Origin of the sequence: Ruegeria marisrubri, from assembly GCF_001507595.1 — a bacterium.
Lineage (GTDB): Bacteria > Pseudomonadota > Alphaproteobacteria > Rhodobacterales > Rhodobacteraceae > Ruegeria > Ruegeria marisrubri.
In genome coordinates, this window is record NZ_LQBQ01000022.1 from 1 (window position 1) to 286 (window position 286).

General features: G+C 70.3%; 1 protein-coding gene. It reads right to left on the bottom strand.

The window, feature by feature from the left end; genetic code table 11:
• Positions 1–286: hypothetical protein (locus tag AVO45_RS10725; protein WP_205627878.1), on the bottom strand; the 286-nt coding region annotated here is incomplete at both ends.

Sequence of the window (286 nt, forward strand, 5' to 3'; positions counted from 1 at the left end):
GGTCACCGAGAGCGCGCCGCCGGGTCCGGTGACGGTGATGTCGCCCGGATCGATGGTGGCGGTGTCGATGGCCACGTTGTCCGTGAAGGTGACGGTGATGTCGGTGTTCGTCGTTCCGACCTGGGCCGGTCCGATATCGGGGGCCGAGGCGGACTGGACAACAGGGGCGGTGCTGTCGCCGCTGTCGGCGGTGAAACTGGCGAGGGTCGGGTCGGCGGCGACGGCGTTTCCGCTGGTGTCGGCGACCTCTCCGCCCAGCAGCGCGACGGTGTAGGCGCCGTCATCG